This is a genomic window from Halomarina salina (genome assembly GCF_023074835.1).
Classification (GTDB): Archaea; Halobacteriota; Halobacteria; order Halobacteriales; family Haloarculaceae; genus Halomarina; species Halomarina salina.
Map to the genome: position 1 here is coordinate 1,022,075 of NZ_JALLGW010000001.1, position 22,320 is coordinate 1,044,394.

Here is a 22,320-nt window from a genome sequence, read left to right on the forward strand (position 1 = left end):
ATTAGGCTCGCCTAAACAGTGTCGATTGTTAGGCGGGCCAAAACCGTTCGCCGAGATGAAGCGATGCCGTCGGCGGCGCGCGTCTCTCTCACCGTCTCCCCCTCCACAGGCGGGAGTCCGTACGAGTGGGGGTCTCAGAGCCGTTCGGCGATGTGTCCGGCCGCCTTCAGCGAGAGAGCGGCGATGGTGAGCGTGGGGTTCATCGCCCCGCCCGTGACGAAGACGGAACTCCCGGCGAGCGTGAGGTTTGCCAGGTCGTGACTGCGCAGGCGGCGGTCGACGACGCTCTCGGCCGGGTCGGTCCCCATCCGCGTCGTGCCCATGTGGTGGTACGCCGGGCCGGTGTTCTCGGGGCCGACCGTCCAGGTGACGTCCGCACCGAGTTCGGTCAGGATCTCGCGTTGCACCTCGTTCGCTCGCTCGATGGTGCGTCGCGTCCGGTCGTCGACGCGCCACACCACGTCCGGGACGGGGTTCCCGTGGTCGTCCGTGCGCGAGCGGTCCAGTCGAATCCGGTTCTCGGCGCTCGGGAGCTGCTCGACCAGCGCACCCATCGCGACGTGGGTGCCGTACGCCTCCCGTATCTCCTCCAGCAACGCGTCGCCGAACGTGTCCGCTTCGAGGGCGACGTCCGTGGGTGCCGGGCCGGCGTAGTTGAGGAACTCCAGTTTGATGGCGGTCCGCGAGTCGTCCGGCCGGTCGTAGAACTGGTGGCTCTCGGTGGTGTTGAACCCGACGTGCTTCTGCCGGGTCGGTTCGTCGAGCGTCCCGCCGACGCCCGCGAACAGGTGGTCCATGAAGTACCGACCCACCGCGCCCGAGGAGTTCGCCAGACCGTTCGGGTACCGCTCGCTCGCCGAGAGCAACAGGAGGCGGGGCGTCTCCACCCCGCCCGCGGCGACGACGAACTCGCGTGCCTCCTGTCGGTGTTCCTCGCCACCTGGCGTCGCGTAGACGGCGGCGGTCACCCGCTCGCCCGCCTCGTCGTGGTCGAGTCGCTGGACGGGGACGCGGTCCAGAACTCGGGCTCCGTTCGCTTCCGCGATATCGACGTGTCGCGTCGCGTCGTACTTCGCACCCGAGGGGCAGACGGGCTTACAGGTGCCGTACCCGACGCAGGCGCTCTGCCCGTCGACCGCCTCCGAGTTCCGCGCGTTCGGTACCGAGTGCGTCGCGACTCCCACCGATTCGCACGCCTCGGCGAACAGCGAGTCGCTGTACGACGGGGGGAACGCCGGGAGCGGATGTGGCTCCTCGCGTGGCGGTTCGAACGGGTTATCCGAGGCCCCCGAGACGTTCAACGCCGCTTCGGCGGCGGCGTAGAACGGCCGCAGGTCCCCGTAGTCGATGGGCCAGTCGTCGCCCATGCCGACCGACGAGTCGAGTTCGAAGTCCTGCTCGTGCAGGCGCATCACCATCCCCTGCCAGTGGAGCGTGCTGCCGCCGACGCCCTTCACGCGCGACGCGTTCAGCGGGTAGTGTCGCTCGCCGGAGGCGCTGTAGGCGTCGCGCTCGCCACCCACGTCCCAGACCGGTTTCGCGCTCCCCGGGCGAAGGTGTCGTTCCATCCGCTCTGGACGCTCGCTCGGTTCGAACCGCGGGCCGGCGTCGAGGACGACCACCTCGTGACCCCGCTTCGACAGGTCGGCGGCGACGATGGCACCAGCCGGGCCGGCCCCGACGACGCAGACGTCCACTCCCGACGACGGCGTACGGTCGGTGGACTCTCCCGATGTGGTCACGAGTGCCTCCCTCTCGACTCCCCTCGTGAGCGACCGGTCATCGGTCGGGAGCCTCCCGATACGAGGTCGTCCCACCGGCGTACCCCGGCGGGTTCTCCAGCCCCGCCATCCCGGCTCCGGTGGGCGAACGGTAGAACGCGAACAGGAGTTCGTTCACGAGGTAGTAGCGGACGCGCTGTTCGGCGGCCCCATCGGGGTCGGCCTCGGCCTCGTCGACGCTCATGTAGTCGAGCGTCTCGCGGCGGTCGGCCGACGAGAGCGCCACGTACCGCTCGTCGTGGAACGTCGCGGTGTACTCGTCGAGCGCGTCGACGGCCTCGGCGACGCCCGTCGCGTACGCGCCGTCCCCATCGACGCGGCCGCCGGTGTACGTCCGGACGAACGAGGCGACGCCGTCGACTGCCGACGGGTAGACCACCTCCGCAATCGCGACGAGGGTCGCCATCTCGTGGTCGCCGACCGGGTGGTCCTCGGTCCCCTCACTCCACACGTCCGACTCGGTGAGCGCCGAACACCCGGCTAACGCACCGCTCCCCCCCGCAGCGAGCGCGGCGAGCGCGTCCCGACGGGTCAACCGCATCACGCTGTGTTTTTGGCAGACCTAAACAAGAGCGTTGTGTTCCTCATCGGTTCGCTCCCCGGAGGCGTCCGTTCTCGAACGGGCTCGGCCACGGTCGGACGACCGGCTCCTCTCACTCTGATGGGTGAATCGCGGTCCCACACTTCGGTCGTCGCGTCCGACCGTGGCGTCCTCGAGGCTCGACGCGTCAGTAGTCGATTCGACTGAGCGTCTCGTCGAGCGCGTCGTGATACCGGCCACCGAAGAGGTGGACGTGAACGAGCAGGGGGTAGAGCCGGTAGACGAACCGACGGGACTCGAAGAAGCCAGCGACGATCTCCCGTCGCTCCCGATATCGGTCGAAGAACGCGTCGCCGAACGTCCCGGTCCAGTCGACGTACGCGAGTTCTACCTCGGGGTGGGCGTAGTAGATCGCCGGGTCGAGGAACGCCGTCACCGCCCCATCACGGGCGAGGACGTTCGTCGTCCAGACGTCGCCGTGGATCAGCGAAGGGCTCTTCGGCTCGGTCAGTAATTCGGTCAGGTCGTCGCACACGGCCTCGACTCGCGTCTCGGTGTCCGCCGAGAGGTCCGCCAGCGAGAGGAGATGTTCGAGCCTGTGCTCGCGGTAGAACTCGACCCAGCTGTCGGTCCACGGGTTGGGCTGGTGGACGGGGCCGGTGACCGTGTCGAAGTCGAGGCCGAACGCGGCGCTACCGTGCTCGTGGAGCGCTGCGAGGTGGTCGGCTGCATCCCGTGCGACGGCGGCGTCGTGGTCCGTCTCCCCCTCGATGAATTCGACGAGGAGCAGGTCCGGGTCCGCGTGGTACACCGTCGGAACGGGCAGGTCGCTGTACTCGGCGAGGTAGCGGAGCATCCGGCCCTCTGTATCGAGCGGCGTCTCGCCTGTTTTCGCGACGACTCGACGGTCGTCGGCGAGCGTTGCACGTTGTACTGTTCCGATCTGTCCCCCCGTGAGTGCTCGGCACTCGACTGGCGGCGAACCGAGGGCAGACTCGATAGCGGCTTCGAGGTCCACAGTGACCAGACCGGTACCAGTTCGAAGAGTGTTGGTGTCGTTCGCTCCTGATAACCCATCTCGCAGACCTCGGGGACCAGTCACGTCTGCTGCGTGTTCTTCGTCATCGTATCGAGAGCGAGGTCTGATGCCTCGGGCTACCCTTGGTGGTGCCGTGGCACGCCCAACCCCGAGTCGTAACGTATTCAAACAGCGACCGGATACTACGAACTGCGCGTCCGGGTTGGGGTAATGGTCATCCTTCAGCCTTGTGGAGGCTGAGACGCGGGTTCGATTCTCGCACCCGGACCTGAATTCTCTTCCACGCTTCGACCGGTCACTGTCCCTGCAAGCGATGCGCCCTGATTCGACCGGCGAGGCCGTCCACCACGTCTATCCCGAAGCCAACGGCCGACACGCCGTCACTCGGCGGTCCGCTCGTCTCTCGTCTGCCCGCCTCGCAGCGCGAGTACCGGGACGTCGGAGAGCCGGACGACTCGCTCGGTGACGCTCCCCAGGAGGTTCCGCTGGAGTCCGGTTCGGCCGTGGGTTCCCATCACGAGACAGTCGATATCGCGGTCGCCTGCGTAGTCGAGGATGGCACGATACGGCGTCCCCCGGAGGACGGACGCCGCGACGGTCGAGACGCCCGCCGCCTCGGCGCGGTCGACGGCCCGGTCGACCCCTCGTCGCCCCGCTTCTTCGAGCGAGTCCAGCACCGTCCCCACGTCGACGTCACCCCTGACGATGCCGAGGTCGACCACGTGGACGACGTGGAGGGCGGCACCGGTCGCGAGCGAGAGGTCGATGGCGTGGTTGAGCGCGGCGTCGGCGAACTCGCTGCCGTCCGTCGGGACCACCACTGCGTCGAACGCCGACTCGACGACGGTGTCCTCGTGGACCGTCAGCACCGGGACGGAGGCGTGTCGGAGGGTCTGCTCGGCGACGCTCCCGAGGAGGAACCGTTCCACACCCGACCGACCGTGGGTTCCCATCACGATACAATCGACCTCGTGGTCGTCCGCGTACTCGACGATGGCTCGGTGGACGTGCCGGCCACCATCGACGACCGCGGTCGTCGTCTCGACGCCCGCTTCGGTCGCCCGCTCGTCTGCCGCGGCCATCGCTCGCCGCCCCTGTGCGACGAACTCGTCGTCCTCGGCGTCGGACGAGCGTGCGTCGGTCTCTCGGACGCAGATCACGTCCAGCGCGGCGTCGAACTGCGTCGCGAGCGAGATGGCTGCCTCCGTCGCGGTCGCCGCGACGTCGCTGCCGTCGGTCGGGAGGAGGATACGGTCGTACATGGTCGGTCGTTCGTCATCGAGTCGCGAGCGACCTAAACCTGTCAATCATTCTCTCATTGTGGGAATCTCGTCCGGTCCCCGCGTCGCCAGGCCCGTACCCGTTCGTATCGCCAGGGTAGGGGCGTCACTCGACGCGGCTCGCTGGCGCTGTAGCGACGACGGTTCGGGAGCGAGCAGACCGTCCCGTCACTGGACGTGCGACCGCCGCTCCCCGAATAGCGCCGAGGTGACCAGGCGCGTCGCCACGTCGACCGCCTGCTCGCGGTCTTCGGCGTCCACGAGCGCGTCGAGCGGGATGCGCCCACCGGCCATCTCGCGGTGGCCGCCCACGCTCCCGAGTCCGTCGAACGTCTCCCGGAGCAGCGCCCCGATGTGCTGGTCCGGGTCCGCCGAACGGGCGCTCAACTGCAGTTCGTTCCGGATGACGCCGAAGACGACGACCGTCGAGACGCCTTCGAGGTTCAGCAGGAAGTCGGCGGCCTGCGGGAGGGCGTCGCGCTCCTCGGTCGTCTCGATGCGGGAGACGAGTCGGTCGGCGCGGACGCGGCGGTTCGTGATGGCCTCGCCCAGCGCGTCGACCGTCGCGGGCGAGTACGGCGTGTTCAGGAGCTGTTTGAGCAGCGGGAGATAGACGTGGGGATGGAGGAACTCCGCGGCGATGTACTCGTTGGCGGTCGCGCCGCGGGTGAAGTCGAGCGTCTCGCGGCGGATGGCGAACAGGAGGCCCGTCGCGAGGTCGGCGTCGGGGACGATGCCCAGGTCGTGGAGGTACTCGACGAGGATGGTCGCGGCCGCGCCGACCGACTCGCGGTGGTCGACGAACGTCGCGTCGACGTCCTCGGCGGGGTGGTGGTCGACGACGATGTCGACCTGCGTGTCGGTAGGGAGGCGGTTGTTCTCGCCCGGAGTGGAGTGGTCGACGAGCGCGAGCAGGTCGTAGTCGTCGATAGCGTGGTCGGCCAGCGGTTCGAGCGGGAGGTCGAGGAGCGTGACGAGCGCCCGGTTCTGCTGGTGGGAGACGGTCCCGGCGTACGCGAGCGTGGTGGTCTCGACGCCCGCCTCGGTCGCGATGCGCTCCAGCGCGACGGCGCTCATGATGCTGTCGGGGTCCGGGTTGTCGTGACAGCAGACGAGCAGCGACTCGTGACGCGAGAGCAGGGCGACCAGGTCGTCGGCCCGAGCCATGACGAGTGGTGTGGGTTCTGAACTGACAAAAGCCTGTGTGCGCCGCTACTCGGGGGCACACCCCACTGTCCGTGTGGTCTGGGGGCGAGACACTCTCGGCCCCCCACGAGAACAGCTATCGACGCCTGCGTTCTCCCCCTCGCATGACACGACTGTCGACCGAGAACGGGCTGAAGCGAACGCTCGACGCCGGGGACGTCGCGTTCGGCGTGTTCGACGGCCTCTACAGCCCGACGACCGTCGAACTGTACGGCGAGTTCGGCTTCGACTTCGTCTGGCTCGACCTCGAACACGCGGGACCGAGTCCGCTCGACGCTCCCACGGTCGAGAGCCTGCTCCGGGCGGCCGACGCCGTGGGGATGGAACTGCTCGTCAGGCTCCCGTCGACCGACCCGTGGATGGTCCGGAAGGCGCTGGACGCGGGCGTCCGCACGGCGTTCGTCTCCCGCGTCGAGACGGCCCAGGAGACGCGCCGGGTCGTCGAAGCCGCTCGGTTCACCTACGACGACGAACCGGGTCAGCGCGGACTCGCAGCGCCCCGTGCGAGTCGCTGGGGTCGCGTCGACGACTACCCGGCGACCGAGGACCGCGAGACGCTGCTCGGCGTCACCGTCGAGTCGCTGCGGGCGGTCGAGCACATCGACGACATCCTCGCGGTGCCGGACCTCGGGTTCGTGTTCGTCGGCCCCCTCGACCTCTCGGTGTCGACGGGACACCCCGGCGAGATCGACCACCCGGACGTGCAGGCGGCCGTCGAGACCATCCGCGATAGCTGCCTCGACCACGGCGTACCTCTCGGCAACCTCACCTTCGGGATGGAGGACGTGCACCGGAAGGTCGACGAGGGCTACCAGCTACTGAACGTCGGGAGCACGACGGCCGCCCTCGAAGAGACGCTCGGCGGGTGGCACGAGGCGTATCGGGGCGAGGGCTGACGCTCGCTCCGGGCTGCTCTACAGTCCTATCTTCCGCACCGTAGCAACCGTCAAGTAACCCCCGGACCGCCTCCCGGTATGCCAGAACGGATAGCGGCCGGTACCAGCCACCGGGTCGACGTCGTCGACGTGACCGACGGCGACACGGTCGACGTCCAGTTCCCCGACGGCGGCGAGGAGGAGGTCCGCATCATCGGCCTCGACACGCCGGAGACGAAGCGCAACCAGCGGTTCGAACGCGTGCAGGAGTGGGAGGGCATCGAGGACCCCCAGACGCTCGTCGAGTGGGGTGAGGAGGCGAAGGCGTTCGCCCGCGAGCGACTCTCGGGGGCGACGGTGACGCTCTCGTTCGACCCGAGCGAACCGGTCCGCGACCAGTTCGGCCGACTGCTCTGCTACCTGGAGTACGACCGCGACGGCGGCCGGACGTTCTACAACCGCGAACTCCTGGCCGAGGGGCTCGCGAGGGTGTACGACTCGGGCGTCACGAACCACGACGCGTTCCGGGCGGTCGAGCGCGAGGCCCGCGACGAGAACCAGGGGCTCTGGACCGAGAGCGACCCGGCAGCCACGCCGCCCGTCAGGAACCGCGCCGTCGCCGAAGTGTACGTCCCGCATCCCACGAGCGTCAGGACCGACTCCGGGCCACTCCCGCAGGACCGCGCGCCAGTCAAGGCAGAGGCGTCGGCGACCCAGGAGCTACTTGCGGCCGACGCGGTGTCCTACGACGACGCCCCGATCCCGCTGGTCGGCGTCGACGAGGAGGCTCGGGTCGGGATGGTCGGCGGACTCCTTCCCGACGAGATCTACGAGGGGGCCGAAGGGTTCCCGGTCGACACCTCGACCTACGAACCGTACGTCTTCCTCACCAACCTGCTGACGTGGCTGAGCGACCGCGAGGGGTCGGTCCTCGTCGACGGCGGCCACGGCCAGTTCGGCGTCGACTACGCACTGTCGGCCGAGGACGCCGCGTACTACCAGCGCTACCTCGAAGGCCAGGGCATCGCCTTCGAGCAGCGCAACCGCCTCTCCGCGTCGTTCCTCGACCGTGGCCGGACGCTCCTCGTCACGAACCCGGTCGGCCGGTTCGGTGCCGGGGAACTCGACCGCCTCCGCGAGTTCCGCGACGACGGCGGCGCGGTGGTCCTGCTCGGGAGTGCGACCGCCCCCGCGTTCGTCCGCGAGCACCTGAACGAGATTGCAGCAGCGCTGGACTCGGACCTCCGCGCGAACGCCGACCGCGTCCGCGACGACCGCCACGCCCTCGACGACGACCCGACGCTCCCCACGACCGCCCGGTTCGACCGGTCGCTGCCGCTGTTCGGCGCCTACGGTGCCGGTGGGGCCGAGGGACAGACCGTGGCGCTCGAACTCGCCGACGTGACGGCCGACCCGCCGGGGGACGACCGCGACTCGCTGGCCGAGGAGACGGTCACGCTCGCGAACCGCGGCGACGCGCCCCTCGACCTGACCGGGTGGGCGCTCTCGGACCTCGCCGGTCGGTCGTACGCGTTCCCCGACGAATTCGAACTCGGTGCGGGGGACCGCGTCACGGTCCACAGCGGGGCGGGGACCGACACGGAGCGTGACCTCTACTGGGACGCGGGACGGCCGGTCTGGAACAACCGGGGCGACACGGTCGTCGTCACCGACGAGGAGGACGTGGAACTGCTGCGGACGACCTACTGAACCGACCCGTCCGTCGAGCGCCACGCCCTGCTCTCGGCTCGCTGACACCAGAAGGCATATCGACGCTCGGCCGACGTGGACCGTATGACCGACCACGAGAAGGCTACGGGGTCGCTGCTCGGTCTCGCCTGCGGCGACGCGCTGGGCCGACCGGTCGAGTTCCGGTCGCCCGCCGCCATCGAACGTGAACACGGCACCGTCACGGAGATGCTCGGCCACGGAACTCACGGGCAACCCGCTGGCACCATCACCGACGACACGGAGATGGCGCTGTGTATCGCCCGAAGTCTCGCCGAACGCGAGCGATTCGACCCCGACGATGTCGCCCGGCGGTTCGTCGAGTGGTACGACGGCGGGCCGTTCGACATCGGCGGGATGACGTCGCAGTCCATCAGCCGCCTCAAGCAGGGGCGGTCGTGGGACGAGGCGGGCCAGCAGGTCTGGGAGCGGAGTCACGAGGGCGGGAACGCCGGCAACGGCAGCGTGATGCGCTGTGCGCCACACGCGCTCGCCTTCGCCGACGACCCGGCGGCGCTCGACCGGGTGAGCCGACGGTCCTCGCGCATCACGCACGCCGACCCGCGCTGTACGGCTGGCTGTGCGGTCCTGAACGCGACCATCGCGGGACTGCTCGGCGGCGAGGCCGACCCGCTGACCGAGGCACTCGCGGCTGTAGAGCCGATTCCGGACGAACTCCGCGACGCGCTGGAAGTGGTTCCCGAGGGTGTCGACCCGGCCGAGCTCCAGAACACCGGCTACGTGGTGACGACGCTGCAGGCGGGGCTGCACCACGGGCTCACGACGGCGACTGTGGAGGACGCCATCGTCGATGCGGTCGCCATGGGCGGTGACTCGGACACCATCGGTGCGGTCACGGGTGCGGTCGCGGGGGCGCGGTTCGGCGCGGACGCACTTCCGGAGCGGTGGCTCCGCGAACTCGCGTGTCGTGACGAACTGACGGCGCTGGCGCGGACGCTGGCGACGACCAAGTTCGAGGCGTAATCTCGGTGGACGTCCCCGGCGGCCCCGGAAGTGGCCGGTTCGCTACCTGAACGCTTCCCGGAGGAACACGAGCGCACCGCCGAGCATCGCCACGTTGCCGAAGAACGCGAGGCGTTCGCCCGAGGCGTCGTCCTCGTCGGCGTTCCAGAAGTCGTGCATCGTCAGGGTGACGGCGGTCAGGAAGGTGACGGCGGCCCCCGTCGCGAGTCGCGGGAGTCGCCACAGCGCGAGGCAGACGCCGCTCGTCACCATCATCCCGGAGGCGAACGGGGCCATCACCTCGGGCATCGGGACGCCCGCGGACTCGGCGTACTCGACGTTGTCCTCCATGTCGCGGAAGTCCTCGGAGGCCTGCAGTGCGAGGCCGAGTCCGAGCAGGACCCGGCCGAGTCGAGACGGTCCGACGCTGTTCTCCGTCGCGTCCTGGCGTTCGCTATCGACGGCCATACCCCCGACTCACGCGGCAGTGGCAAAACGTTGTGCCGACGACACGCCCGCCCGTCGCCGACCTCTGGCGAGCTTCCAGTACTACCAGAACCGCTCCGCAACGACGGCGTCTGTACGAATCAGCGATAGCTCGGATTTACACCCACTGCCGTCCATTTAAACGACCTTCCATTCGCCGGGATAGGTTGATACTGGTCTACAGTACATAATAGACCGTGATTGACAATGACGACCGTTGATTACGATCCCGACCCGCTGTTGTTCCCGAGTCAGGCGTGGTTCGCGACCTACGAGGACCGCATCAACGACGACGCCGACTACGCCCAGAAGAGCGAGGGCTGGGGGTCCGACTTCGACGGCAACTTCGTGTTCGAGATGACGGAGATGCCCATCGAGGAGATGAACGTCGACGAGATGCCGGAGTACCTCCAGGAGGAACTCGACACGTACGTCGAGGAGACGGGCAGTGACGGCTACGTCGGCTACGCGTTCCTCGGACTCGAAGACGGCGAGTGTACGGGCGCGTACCTCGTCGAGGACCCTGACGAGGTCGACCCCGGCTTCCACCTGACGGCGACCACGGAGACGTGGAAGTCGCTGCTGCGCCAGGACATCGGCATCATCGACGGGATGATGAGCGGCGAGTTCGACCTCGCCGGTGACATGCAGAAGGTGCTCCAGTACTCCGACGCGGCCGTCCGTCTCACGGACATCGCGGGGGAGATAGACGCGGAGTTCGCCGATGAACGGTACTGACGGGAGGGCCGGTCGGTCGTCGCCGTCGGCGAGAGCTGTACCGTCGCGGTCGAGGTGGGCGAACGGAGGCGAGTCACCGTGAGACCGACGCTCCCGTTCGGCTCTCGGCTGAGTCTCGACACCGACATGGAGACGGGGGAACTCGGCGTCCTCCTCGTCGGCGGGTTCGTCGGCGGGGCGCTCGCCGGCTTCCTGATGTGGGTGTTCAGCTCCCCCGCGCTGTTGCTCCTCGGGATGCTACTCGGACTGCAGTCGCTCGGCGGCGGCTGGATCGCCGCGCTCGCGGTGAGCGTCTTCCTGTCGGTCCCGTTCGCGATGTTCGTCTCGGGCTCCATCAACGGCTTCGTCAACCGGGTCATCATGCTGTCGCGGGAGAGCCCGGCGCTCCAGAAGGTGCTCGTACCGATGCTCAACCGCTCGGCGCTCACGACGACGACGGCCGCACTCGGGGCGCTCTACGGGCTCGCCATCGGCGCAATCGGCTACCTGGTGCTCGTCCCGATTCGACTCGCGATAGCGGGACTGGGCTCCGTCACGCTCGCGGGGCTCGTCGTCACCACCGTCGTCGGCATCGTCGCGTTCGTCGTGTACGGCACCGTCCTCGGCGTGGTGTACGGCATGCTCCTCGAATCGTAACGACTGGTTCTCGCTGCCTCCTCGGTTCGGCAGACACTGCCGACTCGTCCAGACTGCTGGCTCGACGCCGTTCGTCTGGGTCTCCTCCTCCGGTGTCCATCGCCTCGTGACTCACTCCTCCATCCAGAGCCGTCACGGGGAACGCGCCGCTGCTCACGGTCGTGGCTCGTCGTCACTCGTCGTGGCTGTCGTGACTACCGGGGCGACCGCCACGTGACTGGTCGTCGCCCTATCGCTTCGACGCGCTGCTCGTCGCTCCCCTCGCTCTCCTCGGTACACTGCTCGACGGCCGACGGTCGTACGTCGCCACGACTGCGCGTACAGGAGGCTCTCTCGGGAGTCAGCGCCAGCGGTCGGTCGGGGGCCGTACAGAGGCCGTTCAGGAGAGCCGCGTCTCAGGAGTCGCGTTCCAGCAGTCGGGTGACGATGTGGCGTTCTGCCTTCTGCAGGTGTCGGCCGATGGTCGACGGCGAGAGGTCGAGCGCCGCGGCGATGTCCTCGCGGTCGCCGCGCTTGGGGACGTCGTAGTAACCGACCTCGACGGCCGCCCGCATCACTTCGAGCTGGCGGTCGGTCAGTCCCGTCAGGACGCCGTTGGAGTCCGCGGCGAACGAGACGACGCGCTCGACGGAGTACTCCACGCCAGCGGGCAGGTGCTGGACGGCCGTCCGCACCTCGGCGTGTGGACCGATGACCGTCACCTGGACGCGACCGGTCGCCGTGAACACGATGGGCAGGTCGACCAGCAGCCGGTGGGTCGAGAGGAGGCCGACGAGCGTCCCGGCCGGTTCGCCGGGGCCGACGTGCAGGTAGAGGCCGAAGGCGTCGTCGGAGTCGTCGACCACCTCGTGGGCCAGCACGTCCTCGCGCTCGGCGAGGGCGTCGTCGAGCGCCGACGAGTCGCCGGACAGCCGGTAGACGAGGACGCCGCTCCCGTCGACGAACGCGTCGACGTAGAGCAGCGTCTCGCGAGTCACGTCCGACTGCTCGGCGAGAACGCGGTCGACCGGGTGGACGGCCGCGTGCGGACACCGGAGGGTGAGCGTTATCGACCGGACGCGGTCGCTACTGGTCCGCTCGTCTTCCTCCTGTCCGGCTGAACGACGCGGGTGGTCCGGGTCCGCGTCGTCGATGTATCGGTTCACGGGAGTCCCCTGCTTACGAGTACGCGCTCATGTCCGTGAGCTCCTTGCCCACGACGAGCTTCTGTATCTCGGTCGTTCCGTCCGGTATCGGCATCACTCTGGCGTCCCTGAAGTAGCGTTCGAGTCGGTTCTCCGTCTTCAGGCCCTCGCCGCCGAACACCTGGATGGCGTCGGAGGTGACGTCGACGGCCGTCTCGCTGGTGTACCCCTTCGCCATCGACGACAGGAGGCGGGCGTCCTCCGAGCCCGCCTCCAGGGCCTCGGCGGCCCGCCGCGACAGCTGTCGGCTCGTCTCCAGGCCCATCCGCATGTCGTACAGCTTCTCCTGGACGAGCTGGTGCTGACCGATGGGCTTGCCGAACGTCTCGCGGTCGGTGGCGTGGTCGAGCGCCTCGTCGAAGGCGGCCTGCATGATGCCGACCGACATGAACGACATCCCCGTCCGCATGAACGAGAACGTCGCGTTGAGCGGCTTCTGCTCGAAGAACAGCTGCGTCACGCTCTCGGGGAACGGGACGACGTCGTTCATGTCGTGGCCCTCGGCGATGGCGTTGCTGAACATCGTCGAGAAGCGGTTGCCCTCCGGGATGCGCACCTCGTCGAACGTGATGCGGGCGTTCGAGACGCCCTTCCAGCCCATCTTGTCGAGTTCCTCCGTTTCGAACGAGGAGTTCTCCCGGTCGACGAGGAACATGTCCTGTGCGCCGGCCTCCTCGTCCTCGGCGACGACCATCACCACGTCGGCGTAGTGGGCGTTACCGACCCACGTCTTCTGGCCGTTGATGACGAACTCGTCGCCCTCCTTCCGGGCCGTCGTCCGCGGGCGGGCGGTGTCGCTCCCGCCGCTGGGTTCGGTCACCGCGAGGCTGCCGAGACACTCGCCCGTCTCCAGTTTCGGCAGCATCGCCTCGCGGGTCTCCTCGGCGGCGAACCGGACGAATACCGACGGGAACGACATCAGCAGGCCGACGTTGAGGCTCGGCCAGACGCGGCTGATCTCCTCGGCGGTGAGCATGAACCGCCAGACGTCGCCGAAGAACTCCGGGGCCGTCTCGGGGTCGAACCCGATGCCGAGGTCCCGCAGGTCGCGGATGAACCCCATCAGTTCGTCGCGGTCGAGCGGGCCGTTCGCGTCGAGTTCGTCGACGACGGGTTCGACCTCCTCCTGCAGGTAGCCACGCAGGTCCTCGCGGAACGCCTGCTGGTCGGCTGTCAGTTGCATCTCACTGGGGTGCCGTCGCCTTCTCCGACAGCGAGTTCATGATGGGTGCGAGCTTGGTCCCCTTGTTGACGGGGCCGTCCATCTCGTACTTCTGCTGCATGAACCCCTGGATGGGGTCGACGCCGCCCGTGATGAGGCCGACGAGCGTGTCGGCCGGACCGGTGATGGTGAGGTCCGGGTCGTCGAGGTGGCCCGCACCGCCCGTGACGGTCCCCTCCGTCTCGTTCGTCTCCAGGTGACCGGTCATCGGGCAGTCGTCGGCCTCGAAGTTCACCGTGATTGTCTCGTCGATCTGGTCGCTCACCTCGTCGTCGTTCTCGGCGAGCACGCGCACGCCGGACCAGAGCAGGTCCTGGAACTGGTCTGCGGTCTCGGGGTTGTCGGAGACGAACGAGGCGATGTCCATCTCCTGCATCCGGCCGAGGATCTTCGCGACGAGCTCCGGGTTCTCGCGCGCGAGTTCGTCGGTCTGCCCGTCGATCTCGTCGAGCAGCTCCGGGAGCTCCTCCTCCAGTTCGTCGTCGTCTTTCTCGAACGATTCCTCGATTCGTGCCACGAGTTGGTCGTCGGTCATGGTCGGGTGTCCCCGGCCGCGACCGCCGCGACCGGGTCGTACGAGAACGTATGGCAGCCATCTCCATCGGTCCAGTCCGTCGAATCACAGGGTGTTTATACGTTCCGAGCGCCCGACGCCGTCGCTGACGGTTCGCTCACCACGCTCTCCGCCGCGTTCTCTCTCGCTTCGGTCGGCGTGTGATCGCGGCGGTCGACGTGCACTCGCTCCCGTCCCGACTGGCGCGATGGTCGCCTCGTCCTGCTGCGATGGTCGCCCTGATGGGCAACGCGGACGCTGTCTCGCCCCTGCGCGCCTCCGTCTACGGCGGCGAGGTGCCACCGCCCGCCTCGAACACCTGTATCCAGCCGTCGCTCCTGACCTTCACGAGGAACTCGACGTACCGGAACTCGACGGTCCCGATACCCCGCCTGGCGTCCTCGACTTCCGTCCCGAAGAACGTCTCTTCGAGCGCCGCCGCGTCGATCCACTCGTACAGCGGTGGCGTGTCAATCTCGTTCGGCGAGACGTTCCGGGCGTCGGCGACGGCGAACAGGATCGCGGTCGTCAGTTCCCCGTCGCCCGTCGGGTCGTAGTGGTGTTGTACGACCTGCGTCCAGTCGTCCGTTGCGTCCGTCATCGGTTCGTCGTCGGCAGGTCTCCGGTTATGGCTCTTCGTCATTCGTGTTCCCCCGTGCGTGGTCCTCCTGACTCGCGTCGAGAACCGTGCTGACCGAGCGGAGCGCCGTCAACACACTGTTCGCGTTCGCTCCAGCCGATATCGTCTCGCGCGCCTCGTCGAATTCGACGACCCCCTGCTCCGCTAGCTTCGGCACCTGCGCGTGGTACAGCGAGACGTACACCCGTTCGCGCAGGTGGTCGTCGACCGCCTCCTCCGGGATATCCGTCTCCCACGCTGCGACCTTCGTCGCGAGGTCGGTCAGCGACCACTCCGTGTCTTCGAGGAGCGTGTAGCAGAGATACCGCCGTCGGGGGTGCGCTAGCGCGTCGTACACGTAATCGAGGTCCAGCACCTCCGCCGGAGGAATCCGCTCGCTCGTCGGTTCTCCGACCTCCCCGGTCGTCGTCAGTTCCTCGTGGTCGGTCCCTTTCCCCATGTGGGTGACTTCCGGGCGACTTTCCATAACCGTTCCCCGAGCTACAGACGCCACAGAGATACTCTGGAGGCTGTACGTGCCGCTTCAGCTAGTTCCACTTTCGCTGTCACGGCGCGGCGCACGTTCCGCTGGGGTTCGCGTCAACCGTGGGGCTGCGCTCCTGCTGCACCGCTCGGTCCTGTCTGGAGTCCCGCGACGACCCAGAGTCCCGCGGCCACCCGGACTCCGCGCCTCCAGGTCTACGTCGCGCCGTTCAGCCTCTCCCGGCACCGTCGGTGTCTCCTCACGCCGCGCTGCCGTCCCACCGCTCACTCCTCCTCGTCCCAGCCCTCGCGCAGTTCCTTCTTGTCGACCTTGCCGATGTCCGTCAGCGGGATCTCCTCGACGAGCGCCACCGCCTCCGGCATCGCGTGGCGTGGCACCTCGTCGTCGAGGTGCTCCCGGACGTCCTCTCCGTCGATGTCGGTACCGCGCTCCGGTTGGACGTAGATGACGACCTGCTCGCTGCCCGGCCGGTCGGGGTCCGGGACGCCGATGGTGGCCGCCCGGCGAATCTCGGGCATGTCGTGGAGCACGTCGTCGACCTCCTCGGTGTACACCTTCAGCCCCGAGACGTTGACCATGTTCTTCACGCGGTCGACGATGTAGAACCGCCCGCGCGGGTCGACCTTCGCCACGTCGCCGGTGGCGACGAACCCGTCCTCGTCGAACGGGTCGTCGGCGTCGAGGTAGCCCGCCATCCGCTGGGGGCCGTTCAGCCACAGTTCGCCCTCCCGCTCCTCCGCGACGGCCTCGCCGATGGGGATGGGGTCGCCGGTGTCCACGTCGACGAGTTTCACCTCGGTGTCGGGCACCGGGACGCCGATGGTCGGCTGGTCGAACCCCTCGTCGTCGGGGTCGCGCCCCGACAGCGCCTTCGAGATACCCGCGACGTTGAAGTGCGTGATGGGGGACATCTCCGAGAGGCCGTACCCCTGCGAGAGGCCGCCGCCACCGCTGCGCTCGCCGAAGCGGTCCTGCGTCTCGGAGGCCAGCGGCGCGGACCCGGAGATGCCGATGACGCTGTGGTCGAGTTCCTCGTCGACGATGTCCATGAACTGCGTCGGGACGCCGAGGACGACCATCGGTTCGTACTCGCCGATCTGTCGCGTGAGGAGGTCGGTGTCCCGCGCGTCCGGGACGAGGACGAGGTCCAGCCCGAGTTCGACGAGGCTGTGCGTCACCGAGTAGCCGTAGGCGTGGTACATCGGGAGCGCCATCACGCCCGCCGCCTCGCCGCGCATCAGGTCGGTGAGCCGCGACTGGGCGGCCGTCGCCTGGAGCGCGTTCGCGACGAGGTTCCGGTGGGTGAGCAGACAGCCCTTCGGGAGGCCGGTCGTCCCGCCCGTGAACAGGAGCGTGTGGACGTCCTCGGCCGGGTCGAACGACACGTCGGGCGGGTCGGCGTCGTGGCTCGCGATGAGGTCGGGCAGCCACTCCACGTCCGGTTCGCGGTCGCCGTCGTGGTCGGGGATGGACGCCGAGTAGTCGTCGAGGCTGGTGAGGACCAGCGAGTCGAGGTCGAGCTCCTCGCGGAGCGTCTCCAGCAGGTCGCGGTGCTCGTCGTGACCGATGAGGACGTCCGGGTCGCCCTGCTCCAGTCGGTAGACCAGGTCGTCGGTCGCGTCGAGGAAGTCGTTCGGGATGTGGGTCGCGCCGAGTCGCGAGATGGCGTTCGTGGCGACGACGAACTGTATCGAGGTGGGGAGCACCGTCGCCACGCGGTCGCCCTGCTCGACGCCCATCGCGTGGAGCGCGGTCGCCAGTTTCTCGACCTGTGTGACGAGCTCCGGGTAGGTCAGCTTCGTCCCCGACTGCGCGATGCCCTGCTCGGGGTACTTCTCGGCCGCGTCGTACAGGAACTGGTGGGCCGGCTGGTCGGGGTACGGTTCGAGGCTCTCGGGCACGCCGTACCGCTCGTACTCCGCGAGCCAGGGGCGCTCTGCGTCCCTCGTGTCGGGTGACTTCGCGTCGCTCATATGTAGCGAACTAGCAAACACTCGGCCATGGGCGTTCCTTCGGTCATGCGAGGCGGTTTATCACGGGACCGGGCCCGGCTATCGCGGCGTGATGGCCGACAGCACCGTCGCCTCGATCTTCCGCAGGTGTTCGCCGACCGTCCCGCCCGTCAGCCCGAGTTCTCGGGCGATGTCCTCGTGGGTCGCCTCGCGGGGGACCTGGTAGTAGCCGACCTCCAGCGCGGCCTGCAGCGTCTCCTGCTGACGCGGCGTCAGCATCGAGTAGAGGCGGTCGGCTTCGGGTTCGTAGTCGCCGAGTCGTTCGAGCTTCAGTGTCACCTCGTCGGGTATCTCGGGCATGATGGAACGGATGGTCTCCTCGGTGCCGATGACGAGGACGCGCAGGCCGCCGCGTTCGGTGTACTCCAGCGGCGTGTCGAGGATGAGCTGGTGGTGCTGGAACAGCGAGAGCAGCTCCGCGATGGTCTCGGTCGGTTCGAAGTGCGCGTACAGCGTGACGCTGTCGGGTCCCTCCGCGAGGTGGTACTCGTAGACGTCCGGCGAGTCGCAGATGTCGCGGATGGTATCGACGTCGCCCGAGAGCTGGTACATCGTCATCGCGGTGCCGTCTTCGAGGAGGTTGACGTTGTGGAGCAACTGGCGGGTGACGTCTGGTGCGCGCGCGAACGCCCGGTCGATGGGGTGGAGCCCCTCGTCGTCCGGGATGACGACCGCCCTGAAGTAGCGCATGGTACGGCTATGTAACGGTCGACACAATAGCCGCTTCTCTACTGGTCGGGAACGATGAACGTTCGACGGGGGGAGTCACACTCCGAACGGCCGAATCAGAAACTGAACAGGTCGATACCGCCCGTGACGCCGACGACCTGGCCGGTGATGTAGCTCGCCTGCTCCGAGGAGAGGTACGCGACGAGGTTCGCCACGTCGCCCTCGGTGCCCAGCTGGCGCATCGGCGTCGCCTTCGCGATGCGCGCGAAGTGCTCGTCGACCTGTTCGAGCTGGTCGATGGGCAGGTCCGCCAGCGCGCCCACGACGATGCTCGGCGCGATGATGTTCGCGGTGACGCCGTCCTGTGCGCCCTCCAGCGCGAGCGTCTTGCCGAAGCCGATGAGTGCGGCTTTCGTCGCGGCGTAAGAGGCCTGCCCGAACCCGCCCTGCCAGCCGGCCATCGAGGACATGTTGATGACCCGGCCCCAGCCGCGGTCGCACATCGCCGGGAACACCTCGCGCGTGACGTTGTACGAGCCGGTCAGGTTGATGGAGACGTCGCGGTCCCAGATGTCGGCCTCGAAGTCCTCCATCCGGGCGCGGGCGTCGACCATCCCCGCGTTGTTGACGAGGATGTCCACGCCGCCCGTCTCCTCGCGGATGCCCTCGACGGTGTCGGCGACGGCGTCGCGGTCGGTGATGTCGCAGACGACGGCGTGGGCCGTCCCGCCGTCCTCCTCGATGCCGTCCGCGGTCTCCTGGGCCTGGTCCTCGTCCACGTCGAGGACGACGACCTCCGCGCCCTCCTCGGCCAGTACCTCGCAGTCCTCGCTCCCGATGCGGCCCCCGCCGCCGGTGACGAGCGCCGTCTTGTCGCTCAGTCCGAAGTCCATCTCGGTCGGAAGCAGGGCGCGGACGGGCAAGGTCGTTGGACGCCGAATGCGAGGTGGCTTATACCGAATCGGCGAGGCAGTTCGACCCGGTATCCCCATCATCGACCGCCACAAAATCCAACTCGAAACCGAGTACCCTTTTGTCGCTGTAGCTCGCTCGTCCGCGTAGGATGAGTGATACGCGATTACATAGCAGGGACGTGAACCAGGATGTCCGGGAACTGGGCGCGCTCCTCGGCGAGGTCATCGCGGACCTCTCTACGGAGGGCGCGTTCGACACCGTCGAGTCCGTCCGGCAGGCGGCCATCGCCTACCGCCGTGGCGACGCCGACTCGCGCGCCGCGATGGAGGCGGCACTCGCGGGCTGCAACCCGACGCGAGCCGACGAGGTGGCGCGGGCGTTCACCACCTACTTCGAACTGATCAACCTCGCCGAGGAGCGCGAGCGGGTACGTGCGGTCCGCCGCGGGACGCAGGCCGACACGCTCGCCGACAGCGTCGCCGCGGCCGTCGACTCGCTCGTCGCCGACGACGCGGACGCCGAGACGGTCCAGTCGGTGCTCGACGACGTGCTCATCGAGCCGACGTTCACCGCCCACCCGACGGAGGCGCGCCGGAAGACGGTGAAGGCGAAGCTCCGCTCCATCGCGGGCCACGTCGAGACGCTCGACGAACGACGCCTCACCGACGACGAGCGGGGGCGCGTCGACCGGTCGCTGGAGGCGGAGGTGACGAGCCTCTGGCAGACGCCGCAGGTCCGCAAGCGCCGCCCCGAGGTGACCGACGAGGCGCTGAACGTCCAGTGGTACCTGAAGAACACGCTGTTCGACGTGGTCGGCGAGGTGTACGACGAACTGGAGACGGAACTCGGCGAGGCGTACGGCGACGTCGACGTGCCGAAGCTGTTCGAGTTCCGCTCGTGGGCGGGCAGCGACCGGGACGGCAACCCCCACGTCACCCCCGACATCACCGAGGAGACGCTGGACCGACAGCGCTCGGTCGTTCTCGCCCGGTATCGCCAGGAACTGAAGCGCCTCTCGGGCGTCGTGAGCCAGGACGCCACCCGTATCACCGTCGGCGAGGGGGTGAGGGAGCGACTGGCCCACCACGCCGAGGCGCTGCCCGGTGTCGCCGAGGCCGCCGAGGAGCGCTACGCGGACGAACCGTACCGACAGCTCCTGAAACTGATGCGCGAGCGCGTCGTCCGGGTGGACGGCGTCCGGCCGGGCGGCTACGAGGACAGCGACGGCCTGCTCGGTGACCTCGACGCCCTCGCCACGGACCTGCGCGAGAACGGAGCCGAGTCCGTCGCGGCGGCGCACGTCGACCCGCTCCGTCGTCGCGTGTCGACGTTCGGCTTCTCGCTGGCCAGCCTCGACCTGCGCGACCACCAGGAGAACCACACGCTGGCGGTCACCGAAGCCCTCGACCGGGAGGGCATCGACTACGAGGCGCTCGACGAGGACGAGCGCGTGGACCTGCTGACCGAGGCCATCCTCGAAGACGATCCCGTCGTCGACGTGGCCGAACTCGTGGCGAGCGGCGAGTGCTCCGAGACGGCGACGAAGGTGCTCGACCTGTTCGACTCCACCGCCGAGTGGCACCGCGAGTACGGCGTCGACGCCATCGACACGTACGCCATCTCGATGTGCGAGGAGCCGAGCCACGTCCTCGAAGTGCTGTTCCTCGCCGACCAGGCGGGTATCGCGGACCTGCCGGGTTACTGCGGCATCGACGTCGTGCCGCTGCTGGAGACGGAGTACGCGCTCTCGGGTGCCCGGCGCATCATGGGGACGCTGTACGAGAACGAGGCGTACGCCGCGGCCGTCGAGGCCCGAAACGGCACGCAGGAGATCATGCTCGGCTACTCCGACTCGAACAAGGAGAACGGCTACCTCGCCGCGCAGTGGTCGCTCCACACGAACCAGAAGCGCCTCGCGGCCATCTGCGAGGACTACGACGTCAACCTCAGACTGTTCCACGGGCGCGGTGGCTCCATCTCCCGTGGCGGCGGCCCGATGAACGACGCGCTGCTCGCGCTGCCCGCATCGACGGTGACGGGGCAGGTGAAGTTCACCGAACAGGGCGAGGCAATCGCCGAGAAGTACGCCAACCCCCACATCGCGAGTCGGAACCTCGAACAGATGCTGAACGCCCAGATTCGAGCGCGCTACCGGGCGCTCGACGGCGACCGGGTTCGGATTCGGAGCGAGTGGCGAGACGCGATGGAGACGGCCGCCCCGGCCGCCCGCGAGGCGTACCACGACCTGCTGAACACGGACGGGTTCGTCGCGTTCTTCGAGCAGGCGACGCCCATCACCGTCATCGAGGACCTCAACCTCGGCTCCCGCCCCGCCTCGCGGTCGGGCGAGCGCTCCGTCGAGGACCTGCGGGCCATCCCGTGGGTGTTCTCGTGGACGCAGGCGCGGTGTATCATCCCCGGCTGGTTCTCGCTGGCGTCGGGGCTCGACGCCTACCTCGACGACGGCGGCGACCTCGAGACGCTCCGCGAGATGTACGAGGAGTGGCCGTTCTTCGGGACCATGCTCGACAACGCGGCGCTGTCGCTGGCCCGGACCGACCTCGAAATCGCGGCGGGGTACGCCGACCTGGCCGACGACGAACTCAGCGCCGCCGTCTTCCCCCGTATCTGCGAGGAGTACGAGCGCGCCTGCGAACTCGTCCTGGAGGTGACGGGCCGAGAGCGCCTCCTCGACCGGGACTGGCTGGAGGAGAACCTCGACCGGCGCAACCCGTACGTCGACCCGCTGAACTACCTCCAGATGTCGCTGCTCTCCCGGACCCACCGCACGCCCACGGAGGACCGCACCCTCCGACTCACGGTCAAGGGCATCGCGGCCGGGATGAAGAACACGGGCTGACCGTCGTCTCGTCATCGTCTCGTGGCCCGCGGTCGCCCTCGACGGTCGCTCGCCGCCTTTCGGGCACGGCGGCACGCTGTCCGCGACTCTCGGAGACGTGTACTACCGGTATGGCCAACATACTGATAGTCATCAAAAGAAGACTATCTATCATCGTAGCCGCGGCCGGTGGCTGTCGCTCAATCTGTAGCGGCCACGCACAGGCCCCGGCGACGGAACGTCTCACCATGGCACTAAGTGAACCACTCGTGACGGTCGGGTTGACGTGGCTCTGTATCGCCGCGTACGCCGGGTTGATGTACTACTGGGCGGTCGTCCCCCAGTACGAACGCAACGTCTCCCAGGCGAAGTCGTGAGGTGACTTGCGTCCGCAGGCCACACGGACACAGTACGCTCTCGCGTCGCGCCGGGTATGCTCGGAGCCATCCGCTCGATCATCCAGGAAGCGATCAGCCTCGTCATCGCCATCATTACGTTCCCGCTGCGTGCACTGCGGCGACTGCTCTAG

General features: G+C 68.3%; 21 protein-coding genes and 1 tRNA gene. 8 read left to right on the forward strand and 14 right to left on the reverse strand.

Annotation, left to right across the window (positions count from 1 at the left end):
- Window positions 1-134: 134 nt before the first annotated feature.
- The 3 genes from MX571_RS05180 to MX571_RS05190 form a co-directional block, all read right to left on the reverse strand.
- A complete protein-coding gene (locus MX571_RS05180; RefSeq protein WP_247414521.1) occupies window positions 135-1,742 on the reverse strand; it encodes a GMC family oxidoreductase in 1,608 nt (535 codons plus the stop codon).
- A 37-nt stretch (window positions 1,743-1,779) separates the two neighbouring features.
- Window positions 1,780-2,322: a gluconate 2-dehydrogenase subunit 3 family protein gene (locus tag MX571_RS05185; protein WP_247414522.1), complete on the reverse strand. Its 543-nt coding sequence runs from the start codon at window positions 2,320-2,322 to the stop codon at window positions 1,780-1,782.
- Window positions 2,323-2,509: 187 nt separating this feature from the next.
- Complete coding sequence (locus MX571_RS05190) at window positions 2,510-3,340, reverse strand: fructosamine kinase family protein (RefSeq protein ID WP_247414523.1); 831 nt, start codon at window positions 3,338-3,340, stop codon at window positions 2,510-2,512.
- A gap of 217 nt (window positions 3,341-3,557) precedes the next feature.
- Between MX571_RS05190 and MX571_RS05195 the strand changes: the two genes are divergently transcribed.
- Window positions 3,558-3,629 (forward strand) — tRNA-His (locus MX571_RS05195).
- 112 nt (window positions 3,630-3,741) lie between these two features.
- On the opposite strand, the gene MX571_RS05200 is transcribed toward MX571_RS05195, so the two are convergent.
- Together MX571_RS05200 and MX571_RS05205 are read right to left on the reverse strand one after the other, a co-directional pair.
- A complete protein-coding gene (locus MX571_RS05200; protein ID WP_247414524.1) occupies window positions 3,742-4,623 on the reverse strand; it encodes a universal stress protein in 882 nt (293 codons plus the stop codon).
- 186 nt (window positions 4,624-4,809) lie between these two features.
- A complete protein-coding gene (locus tag MX571_RS05205; RefSeq protein WP_247414525.1) occupies window positions 4,810-5,808 on the reverse strand; it encodes a DHH family phosphoesterase in 999 nt (332 codons plus the stop codon).
- 143 nt (window positions 5,809-5,951) lie between these two features.
- Between MX571_RS05205 and MX571_RS05210 the strand changes: the two genes are divergently transcribed.
- The 3 genes from MX571_RS05210 to MX571_RS05220 all read left to right on the forward strand — a co-directional run bounded on the left by MX571_RS05210 (window position 5,952) and on the right by MX571_RS05220 (window position 9,434).
- The gene (locus MX571_RS05210; RefSeq protein ID WP_247414526.1) at window positions 5,952-6,743 is read left to right on the forward strand and encodes an HpcH/HpaI aldolase family protein; all 792 of its coding nucleotides are present in this window, start codon (window positions 5,952-5,954) and stop codon (window positions 6,741-6,743) included.
- Between the two features lie 78 nt (window positions 6,744-6,821).
- Window positions 6,822-8,432: a lamin tail domain-containing protein gene (locus MX571_RS05215; RefSeq protein WP_247414527.1), complete on the forward strand. Its 1,611-nt coding sequence runs from the start codon at window positions 6,822-6,824 to the stop codon at window positions 8,430-8,432.
- 84 nt (window positions 8,433-8,516) lie between these two features.
- On the forward strand, window positions 8,517-9,434 hold the full coding sequence (locus MX571_RS05220; protein WP_247414528.1) for an ADP-ribosylglycohydrolase family protein: 918 nt from the start codon (window positions 8,517-8,519) through the stop codon (window positions 9,432-9,434).
- Window positions 9,435-9,476: 42 nt separating this feature from the next.
- Here MX571_RS05220 and MX571_RS05225 read toward each other — a convergent pair whose 3' ends face one another.
- A complete protein-coding gene (locus MX571_RS05225; RefSeq protein ID WP_247414529.1) occupies window positions 9,477-9,881 on the reverse strand; it encodes a DoxX family protein in 405 nt (134 codons plus the stop codon).
- A gap of 225 nt (window positions 9,882-10,106) precedes the next feature.
- On the opposite strand from MX571_RS05225, the gene MX571_RS05230 reads away from it, so the two are divergent.
- Window positions 10,107-10,637 carry an SCP2 sterol-binding domain-containing protein gene (locus tag MX571_RS05230; RefSeq protein WP_247414530.1) on the forward strand — a complete coding sequence of 177 codons (531 nt, stop codon included), beginning with the start codon at window positions 10,107-10,109 and terminating at the stop codon, window positions 10,635-10,637.
- A gap of 78 nt (window positions 10,638-10,715) precedes the next feature.
- Window positions 10,716-11,273 (forward strand): hypothetical protein, encoded by a 558-nt coding sequence (locus MX571_RS05235; protein WP_247414531.1) that lies wholly within the window; start codon window positions 10,716-10,718, stop codon window positions 11,271-11,273.
- Between the two features lie 395 nt (window positions 11,274-11,668).
- Here the strand turns inward: MX571_RS05235 and MX571_RS22650 are convergent, their stop codons facing one another.
- From MX571_RS22650 to MX571_RS05275, 8 genes are all read right to left on the reverse strand, one after another.
- A complete protein-coding gene (locus MX571_RS22650; RefSeq protein ID WP_247414532.1) occupies window positions 11,669-12,418 on the reverse strand; it encodes a helix-turn-helix domain-containing protein in 750 nt (249 codons plus the stop codon).
- A gap of 13 nt (window positions 12,419-12,431) precedes the next feature.
- Entirely contained in the window at window positions 12,432-13,640 is a 1,209-nt protein-coding gene (locus tag MX571_RS05245) for an acyl-CoA dehydrogenase family protein (protein ID WP_247414533.1), read from the reverse strand.
- 1 nt (window position 13,641) lies between these two features.
- Window positions 13,642-14,214, reverse strand: coding sequence for an SCP2 sterol-binding domain-containing protein (locus MX571_RS05250; protein WP_247414534.1), 573 nt, complete (start codon window positions 14,212-14,214; stop codon window positions 13,642-13,644).
- 301 nt (window positions 14,215-14,515) lie between these two features.
- The gene (locus tag MX571_RS05255; RefSeq protein WP_247414535.1) at window positions 14,516-14,833 is read right to left on the reverse strand and encodes a HalOD1 output domain-containing protein; all 318 of its coding nucleotides are present in this window, start codon (window positions 14,831-14,833) and stop codon (window positions 14,516-14,518) included.
- Window positions 14,834-14,858: 25 nt separating this feature from the next.
- Window positions 14,859-15,311, reverse strand: a complete 453-nt coding sequence (locus MX571_RS05260) for a DUF7344 domain-containing protein (protein ID WP_247414536.1) — start codon at window positions 15,309-15,311, stop codon at window positions 14,859-14,861.
- 308 nt (window positions 15,312-15,619) lie between these two features.
- Complete coding sequence (locus MX571_RS05265) at window positions 15,620-17,329, reverse strand: AMP-binding protein (protein ID WP_247414537.1); 1,710 nt, start codon at window positions 17,327-17,329, stop codon at window positions 15,620-15,622.
- Window positions 17,330-17,407: 78 nt separating this feature from the next.
- Window positions 17,408-18,058, reverse strand: a complete 651-nt coding sequence (locus tag MX571_RS05270; RefSeq protein WP_247414538.1) for a helix-turn-helix domain-containing protein — start codon at window positions 18,056-18,058, stop codon at window positions 17,408-17,410.
- Window positions 18,059-18,153: 95 nt separating this feature from the next.
- Complete coding sequence (locus tag MX571_RS05275) at window positions 18,154-18,930, reverse strand: SDR family NAD(P)-dependent oxidoreductase (RefSeq protein WP_247414539.1); 777 nt, start codon at window positions 18,928-18,930, stop codon at window positions 18,154-18,156.
- Window positions 18,931-19,100: 170 nt separating this feature from the next.
- Here MX571_RS05275 and ppc point away from each other — a divergent pair, with 170 nt between their 5' ends.
- Window positions 19,101-21,812: a phosphoenolpyruvate carboxylase gene (gene ppc / locus MX571_RS05280; RefSeq protein WP_247414540.1), complete on the forward strand. Its 2,712-nt coding sequence runs from the start codon at window positions 19,101-19,103 to the stop codon at window positions 21,810-21,812.
- Window positions 21,813-22,039: 227 nt separating this feature from the next.
- Window positions 22,040-22,168: a hypothetical protein gene (locus MX571_RS22325; RefSeq protein ID WP_282594461.1), complete on the forward strand. Its 129-nt coding sequence runs from the start codon at window positions 22,040-22,042 to the stop codon at window positions 22,166-22,168.
- Window positions 22,169-22,320: the final 152 nt, after the last annotated feature.